Below are 8,729 nucleotides of genomic sequence, written 5' to 3' on the forward strand. Positions count from 1 at the left end.
GTTAAGCCGTTGCAAATTTTTCAATAAAATGATTGACTTTAGAAGCGACACTTTTACACGTCCCGGCCCTGGCATGTTACAGGCAATACTGCAGGCAGAAACCGGTGATGACGTTTTTGGTGAAGATCCCAGCATCAACAAACTGGAAGCCATGATGGCAGAATATTTTGGCAAACCGGCAGCCTTGTACTGCCCTTCCGGCACAATGAGTAACCAGGTTGCCATTAAAGTACATACGTTGCCGGGGGATGAAGTGGTTTGCAGCAACCTTGCCCATGTATATATTTATGAAGGAGGCGGTATCGCCTTCAATTCCGGCGCCCAGGTACACGCCATCACCGGCGACCGTGGCATGATCCGCGCCACCCAGGTGGAAGCAGCCATCAATCCCGATGATGTACATAAAGCCCGCACCAGCCTCGTTTGTCTCGAAAACACCTCCAACCGCGGCGGCGGATGCTGCTACGACTGGGACGAAATGGTAAAGATCGGCGACGTTTGCAAACAACACGGACTGGCACTGCACCTCGACGGCGCCCGCCTCTTCAACGCACTGGTAGCCACCGGCCAGGACCCTAAGGCATACGGGCAGCTGTTCGACAGTATCTCCGTTTGCCTCAATAAAGGAATGGGCTGCCCCATGGGCTCCGTGCTGTTAGGCAGCGAAACCTTTATCAAAGCCGCCAGGCGTATCCGTAAGAAATTTGGCGGCGGCCTCCGCCAGGCCGGCTACATGGCCGCTACCGGTATCTATGCCATGGAAAACAATATCGCCAGGCTCGCCGAAGACCACCTCCACGCCAAACAAATTGCCCAGGCCCTGCTGGAGAAATCCTTCATCGGCCACATGCTTCCTGTAGAAACCAATATCCTCATCTTTGAAGTAACCGGCGACTGGTCACCGCAGCTCTTTACCGACTATCTCAAAAAACAGGGCGTCCTCGTCATGCCCGTCTCTCCCACACAGGTCAGAATAGTCACCCACCTCGATGTTACACCGGAAATGATTGCACAAACCTGCAAAATCATCGCAGAGATGGCATAACTGAAGTGATCATATATTTAAAGGGCGGCGATTCCTGCCCTTTAAATTTCCATCTCTCCTTAATCTCCGTTATTTTTGCCACCTTATATTATGAATAGCATGGAACTCTCGAAAAATTACCTGCCTGCAACGGTTGAAGAAAAATGGTACCAACAATGGATGGACAAAGGCTACTTCCGCTCTAAACCGGATGGCCGCCAACCCTTTACTGTCGTCATCCCCCCTCCCAATGTGACCGGGGTACTGCATCTTGGCCATACCCTCAACGAAACCGTCCAGGATATCCTGGTACGCCGGGCTCGTATGAGCGGCTTCAACGCCTGCTGGGTTCCAGGCTCCGACCACGCCTCCATTGCCACGGAAGCCAAGGTGGTAAATATGCTCAAACAGGAAAAAGGCATCGAAAAATCACAGCTCACCCGCGAAGAATTTCTCAAATATGCCTTCGAATGGAAAGATAAATATGGAGATATCATCTATCACCAGATAAAAAAACTCGGCTGCAGCTGCGACTGGGACCGCGTTACCTTTACTATGGACGATCACTACTACAAAGCAGTGATCACCGTTTTTATTGATCTCTATAAAAAAGGCGTCATCTACCGCGGCGCACGCATGATCAACTGGGATCCCAAAGCCAAAACAGCTTTGAGCGATGAAGAAGTGGAATACAAAGACCTCCAGGGTAAGCTATACCACGTGAAATACGCCATCACGGATGCCAAAGGCATTCCTACCGGCGAATACATCACCATCGCTACCCAGCGCCCGGAAACCATCATGGGCGATACCGCCATCTGCGTAAACCCGGAAGATGAAAGATACGCCCACCTGAAAGGACATTTCGCTGTAGTGCCGCTTGTGAACCGCAGCGTGCCCGTTATATTTGATACCTACGTAGACAAAGAATTTGGTACCGGCGCCCTGAAAGTGACGCCTGCACACGATATCAACGACTATAACCTGGGGCTGAAACATAACCTGGAAGTAGTAGATACCCTTAACGACGACGGTACGCTCAGTCCTGCCGCCATCGTGTTTGTAGGGGAAGACCGCTTCGTGGCCCGTAAAAAAGTAGTTGCCGCCCTGGCGGAAGAAGGCCTGCTTGTAAAAGAACAGGAATATACCACCCGCCTCGGTTACAGCCAGCGTAACCCCGATACGGTAGTGGAACCCCGCATCTCCACCCAGTGGTTTGTAAAAATGGCGGAAATGGCCAAACCTGCCCTGGATGCAGTAGTAAACGGTGATGTGAAGATCCATCCCGGCGATCGCTTCCTGGCGACCTACAAATACTGGATGGAAAATGTGAAGGACTGGTGTATCTCCCGCCAGCTTTGGTGGGGTCAGCAAATCCCCGCCTGGTATGCACCGGACGGTTCCTTTGAAGTAGCAGCCACCGCGGCTGAAGCAGTGCAGCAGTTTGCTGCCCGCAGCATCACCGTGTCTGCCGCCGAACTCAAACAGGATGAGGATTGCCTGGATACCTGGTTCAGCTCCTGGCTCTGGCCAATGGAAGTATTCAACGGCATCTCCCAACCCAATAATGAAGATATCAATTACTATTACCCTACCTCCGTACTGGTAACCGGGCAGGATATCATTTTCTTCTGGGTAGCCCGTATGATCATGGCCGGACTGGAATACAAGGAGGTAAAACCCTTTGCCGACGTATATTTCACAGGGATGGTGCGCGACAAACAAGGCCGTAAAATGAGTAAACAGCTGGGTAACTCACCCGACCTGCTGGAGCTTATCCACGCCTATGGCGCAGATGCGGTTCGCTTCGGTATCATGATCTCCTCTCCTGCCGGTAACGACCTCCTGTACGACGACTCCAGCTGTGAACAGGGCCGCAACTTCTGTAACAAAATATGGAATGCCCTGAAACTGGTGAAGATGTGGGAACAGCGCCAGGAAGAAGATAACGACGCTGCAGCAGATAACTTTGCCGTGAAATGGTTTGAAAGCAGGTTGAACGAGGTACAATCGGAAGTAGCCGCACTGCATAAGGATTTCCGCCTCAGCGAAGGACTCAAGGCCATCTATAGCCTGGTATGGGACGATTTCTGCAGCTGGTATCTTGAGTGGGTTAAACCAGGTTTTGAACAACCAATCCCGGCGTCTATCTATCGTAAAACTATTTACTTCTTCGAGCAGCTGATGCAACTGCTGCATCCGTATATGCCTTTTATTACAGAAGAAATATACCAGCAGCTCACCACCCGCGCAGCAGATGATTCCCTGATGATGAAGCAGTTCATCACACCACAGGCGCCGGTACATGCTACCCTGCTGGAAGGTGCGCTGGCCAAGGAAGTGATCAGCAGCATCCGCGATGCGCGTAACAAACACCAGATAAAACCAAAAGATCCGATCGTACTCCACATAGAAACCAAACATGATAATGCGTTCAAACAAATTGAAAGCATGCTCGCCAAACAGGTGAATGCAAAAGCCATTCATTATGTACAGGAGCCCGTGCCTGGTTGCATTACCCTCGTGATCCAGAAAGATAAATTCTACCTGGGTACAGAAACCGCACTGGACACTACCGCCCAGAAAGCAGCACTCACCAAAGACCTCGAATACCTCAAAGGATTCCTGGCATCTGTAGAAAAGAAACTCAGCAATGAGCGCTTTGTACAGAACGCTAAAGCAGAAGCCGTAGACGCAGAACGTCAGAAAAAAGCGGATGCTGAAGCAAAGATTGCTGTTATAGAGGAAAGTTTAAAGTCCTTATAATTTTTGAGATCGCCCGGTCGTTACTATACCGGGCGATTTTTTATATCCCGGTACTATCATGCAAAAACATCTGTTACTTAGTTTCTTATTAGCCACTGCTGTTACACCGGTAATTGCGCAATCCGCGAAGAAGCCAGCTACCGCCGTAACCAGCAAAAGACCCATGAAACTCCGCAGCAGCTGGAGCATTTACCTGAGCGATACCCTGCCTAAAAGTGAAGTGATCAAATTACTGGACTCCGCACTGATAGTGCGCGATGAAAAGAATATCAAATACCCGGTGCAGTCTTTCGCTTTTACCTATGAAAAACATGAGCCCTATTTGAACGATACTACCGGGCAACCCGCCATATACAAAGATTTTACCGGCGATAATTTCAAAACGGCCGGCCTTCCCGCTGCCTGGAGTAAAAGCCTGAAAGAAACCCTGCAAACAGGAGATGTGCTCTACTTCGATGAAATCCTCATCAAATACACAGAAGACAAGATCTACAAAGCTCCATCCATCCGGATAAACGTGAAGTAATCTATCTTCCTAATAATTAAATAACTGCTGGATCGGTACAATAAAGTCAAAACGGTTCTGCGCATTGTCTGCCGGATCCTCGTCGAAGAGGTGACTGAAACGCACACCAAATGTAAAGGGCAGCGCATTACCTATACGCGTATCAAAAAACAGCTCTGTTCCTGCAGAAGTATAACGGGTATTGATATTCACGTTATTACGGGAAAACCTGGCCATGCTGTAATCATAAAACAGGTTGGCCCTGATGCGGTTAAAATACAGGATCTGTGCAAATCCCCAGTCGGGATACACCAGCGGCAAATGATAATTGGCTCCCAGCTTATAAATACTGGTATACAAAGGCGTATTATACCCCCTTGCATATACGAAATTATCGGTGAAGGTATAATTGAACGCGTTGTCCCGTTGCTGGTAAGCACCCTGCAACACCAGGCTATGATTTTGCCATAATCCCGGCAGATATTGGTCCAGCCTGGCATACAGCTGCTCGGCATACAGGCCGGTTACAGAACTGTTATATTGTACCGCCACGTACTGCCCGAAATGTGTGTAAATATTTTGTACCGCTTTGATCCGCTGGTTATTGAAGATGATGGTGTTAGTCAGGAATTGCAGATCGTTCCCCTTATACCTGGCATCAAGATAACGGTGACGGATATTGTAATTACTTCCGAAAGATAAACTACGGCTGTAAAGACCCGATGAGAAATTCAACGGAACGCTAACTCCCACATGCGCGGTGGCTTCATTCCAGTATACGCGTTGCCGGTTCTGATCCAACCCGTTACGGTTAATGGTATAATCCGCTCCAACAGACAATACGGGGAACCATCCCGCGAAAGTAAAGGCTGCCGCAATATCTGAGCTTCCTTCATTCCTGTTGTATGTATAACCAATGGTGGTGGAGGTAGTACCAAGTATATTCTCTCCTATCAGCGATATGCTGTAATCCGGATCATTGAAGGAAGGCACCCAGCTGTGGAAGTTAAACGGACGGGTGAATTGCGGGTATTTTTTCACCGGCAGGGAATCATGCGCCAGTTCCAGGATATTACCGCCTTCCTTAAAATGGGGCTGCAGCCAGGCACTATGCCTATCCTTACTTACATCAGCAGGCTCCCATGCCGCTTTGTTCAGCGCCGCATGATATAACTTATATCCCTTTACGGTAAATTCACTGAAAACGAGGCTGTCGCCTGCCGGAGCTATTGCCATATGCAACGCACTGTTGCCCCTGTCGGTCACCTCGTATGTTTTCCTGTCTGATAACGTGAGCGCATATACGTTATTCACATCTTTCAGGCCGCTGGTAAAATAAACGGTATCGCCGCTCACCACCGGTATGCCTATTACGGTATAACTGAAAGGCGTAAGCACGGTGCTTTCGCCCGTAACCAGTGATTGCTGTACCAGCGCCATCTCTCCTTTATTGTTCCTTACCGCACTGATCACCGCTTGTTCTCCTGCAGCAAAACGGGGATAGGTATAGTACCAGTTTTCGGGGTTAGGCAATTGTTTCTCTACTGTTGCAGTGCGTGTATTGATCAGTTGCAGGCTATAGGTCATAGCGGTGGTGGTAGCCACGGCTATAACATGTTCACCGTTTTCACTGATGTCGGGGGAGAAGAATTTCCCCTTCGGGGAAACGGTTTTCGTATGCCCGGTAGCGTTATCCCATACCCGGATCACTGAAAAATCCTTCCAGCCCCAGCGGGCGTCAAAGCGGGCTGCTGCCCATGCGATACGTCCGTTGCGGTAACTGAAAAAGTCGTCGTATAAAATACCGGGGCGTACCAGCAGGCTTTCTTTACCTGCTGCATTCAGGTGATAAATGCCAGGTACTTTATTCCAGGCATTCTTTAACACCACCCATTCGTTATTGCCGGCATTGTATATATAGTTATAGTTGGTTACCGGTTTAGCTACCGGCAGCAAAGGCTGCGCCGGTGTGGTATCCGGTCTTACGGCATAGTTGTTCCACAGCGGCTGGTATTCTTTCAGCATCGCATTATAGAAGCCGGTTACATTCATGCCTGTTCTCTTCTTCAGGCTATGCGACAAAGGGTAGAACACGCCGCGGAAACGGACGGCATCACTGGTCACTTCTTTCCAGAAAGTTTGCCCGTAATGTTCCCGGCCGTAGGTGGCCATGAGGTAGCCCAACGGATAATGATCCGGCACATAATCCACATAGGAACCGTTTCGGATCTTCATATAGGCGTAATGTTTACCTGCCAGTGAAAGGCCGCGGAAACCATCGAAGAAACCCGGCAGCCTTCCCCTGCCCTGTGGCGTTAATGCGGTTTCCATCACCACAGCATCCCCTTCCCAGAACCAGTTAGGCACAGCAATATTGGTTACCGCTGCCTGCCCCAGTTGCCCCCCGAGAATAGAAAACACTTTGGATACCCCCTGCCGGAAGTTCATGTTCTGTAACACATGCCGGTATTCATGTACCGCCAGCTGATCTACCCAGTTCAGGGAGCCCAGGTCCAGCGAGTTAGGCGGAGGTGTAAGATAAAATTCGGATCGGAACGGGCCGAGTTGTACATATCCGTTGGATTGCAGGGTTTGATTCTGCAGTACAATGTTTACCTTTTTCTCCAGCCCGCCGATAGAGGAGCGGGTGTAACGGTTAAGGTAATGAACCAGGCCTGCTACACGCTCTCCCTGGGCAGTCATGCCATGGGGAAAGATCACCCGCACCGTATCTGTGTTGATCTGTTGCCATTTCAGCGAAGGAGGGTTACCTCCGAATTGCTGCGCCGATAAAGAAAAGGAAAAAGAAAATAGCGTAATGACAAGGATAACACGCATAAAAAATAACGAATTACGGATCTAAAGCAGATGATGATAACGTATAAACGAAAATATGGTTCTTTCCTTATATTATAACTGATATTCGCCGTAATCTGCTTTTAAATCTGTAATTCGTTACCAGGTATCTTTTAACACTCGGGAAGACTGATAGGAATATTTACCGCCAGGCCTCCATCGGAAGTTTCCTTATACTTTGAGTTCATGTCCTGCGCTGTTTCCCACATGGTTTTCACTACGGCATCGAGGGAAACCTTTGCCAGTTCGGGGTTACTTTGCAGCGCCAGCTGGGATGCCGTAATTGCCTTGATGGCTCCCATGGTGTTTCTTTCAATACAGGGCACCTGTACCAGTCCGCCGATAGGATCGCAGGTAAGGCCCAGGTGGTGTTCCATGGCTATTTCCGCGGCCATCAGCACCTGGCGCTGGGAACCGCCCAGGCATTCAGTAAGGGCTGCTGCCGCCATTGCGGACGATACGCCTATTTCCGCCTGGCATCCACCCATTGCCGCAGAAATGGTGGAACGTTTTTTAAAGATGCTGCCTATTTCCGAAGCCGTAAGCAGGAATTGCTGGATCTTTTCTTCGTGGAATCCATCGCAGAAAGCGATGAAATACTGCAAAACTGCCGGAATTACGCCTGCGGCGCCATTGGTGGGCGCTGTTACCACGCGTCCGAAAGAGGCATTCTCTTCGTTCACCGCCAGTGCAAAACAGCTTACCCAGTCCAGCGTATAGCTGAAATGCTCACCGCCGGCCCTGATGGCGTCAATCCAGGAAGCATAATCTGTATAGGTACGGCCTTTGAGTAATTTTTTGTTGAGTACTGCAGCGCGGCGGCCTACTTTCAATCCGCCGGGCAATTCACCGCCGGTATGGCAACCGCGATAGGTACATTCCTGCATTACGCGCCAGATGTTCAGCAATCCGGTCCTGGTTTGTTCTTCCGGGCGCCAGGCCAGTTCATTTTCCAGCACCAGCTCGGAAATACTATATCCTGTTTTGATACACCATTGCAGCAGTTGCCGGGCGGTATCTATCGGGAAGGGCAGATCTACCTGTTGGGCACTGCCGCCGGCACCTCCTTCCTGTACCACAAAACCGCCACCAATAGAATACCAGGTGGAAGCCAGTTGTTCCCCATCTATAAAGGTGACAAGGAAGGTAAGGGCATTGGGATGGAAAGGCAGTGATTCTTCAAAGAGGAAATCAATATCTTCAACAGGGTCGAAATCTATTTCATACTTACCTGCTACTTTCATCCGCCGGTTGCGGCGGATATCATCCATTTTGGAATTGATCTGGTTTACATCAAAAGTTACCGGGTCATCCCCGCAGAGGCCCAGCTGTACAGCAATGTCTGTACCGTGCCCGTGACCTGTTTTGGCAAGGGAGCCATATAATAGTACCTGCATTTTATTTACAGCGGCCAGCTTACCATCCTTCTCCAGCTGATCCAGGAAACGCAGGGCTGCGCGCCAGGGGCCCAGGGTATGGGAACTGGAAGGGCCAACGCCTATCTTAAAAATGTCAAATACGGAAATACATTCGTGTGCCACTAATTTTTATTTATCTGTAAAATTAACGGAAAGCGGG

General features: G+C 49.7%; 5 protein-coding genes. 3 read left to right on the forward strand and 2 right to left on the reverse strand.

Annotated features, from left to right (window positions below):
- From VN105_RS15720 to VN105_RS15730, 3 genes are all read left to right on the forward strand, one after another.
- The coding region (locus VN105_RS15720; RefSeq protein ID WP_325642478.1) for a GntG family PLP-dependent aldolase at positions 1-1,045 on the forward strand (1,045 nt) is incomplete at its 5' end.
- Positions 1,046-1,144: 99 nt separating this feature from the next.
- Positions 1,145-3,790, forward strand: coding sequence for a valine--tRNA ligase (locus VN105_RS15725; protein ID WP_325642479.1), 2,646 nt, complete (start codon positions 1,145-1,147; stop codon positions 3,788-3,790).
- Positions 3,791-3,848: 58 nt separating this feature from the next.
- Positions 3,849-4,316, forward strand: a complete 468-nt coding sequence (locus VN105_RS15730; protein WP_325642480.1) for a hypothetical protein — start codon at positions 3,849-3,851, stop codon at positions 4,314-4,316.
- Positions 4,317-4,325: 9 nt separating this feature from the next.
- Here the strand turns inward: VN105_RS15730 and VN105_RS15735 are convergent, their stop codons facing one another.
- Both VN105_RS15735 and VN105_RS15740 read right to left on the reverse strand, forming a co-directional pair.
- The gene (locus tag VN105_RS15735) at positions 4,326-7,133 is read right to left on the reverse strand and encodes a hypothetical protein (protein WP_325642481.1); all 2,808 of its coding nucleotides are present in this window, start codon (positions 7,131-7,133) and stop codon (positions 4,326-4,328) included.
- Positions 7,134-7,264: 131 nt separating this feature from the next.
- Positions 7,265-8,692 (reverse strand): L-serine ammonia-lyase, encoded by a 1,428-nt coding sequence (locus VN105_RS15740; protein ID WP_325642482.1) that lies wholly within the window; start codon positions 8,690-8,692, stop codon positions 7,265-7,267.
- Positions 8,693-8,729: the final 37 nt, after the last annotated feature.

The organism is Chitinophaga sp., from assembly GCF_035564935.1.
GTDB lineage: Bacteria > Bacteroidota > Bacteroidia > Chitinophagales > Chitinophagaceae > Chitinophaga.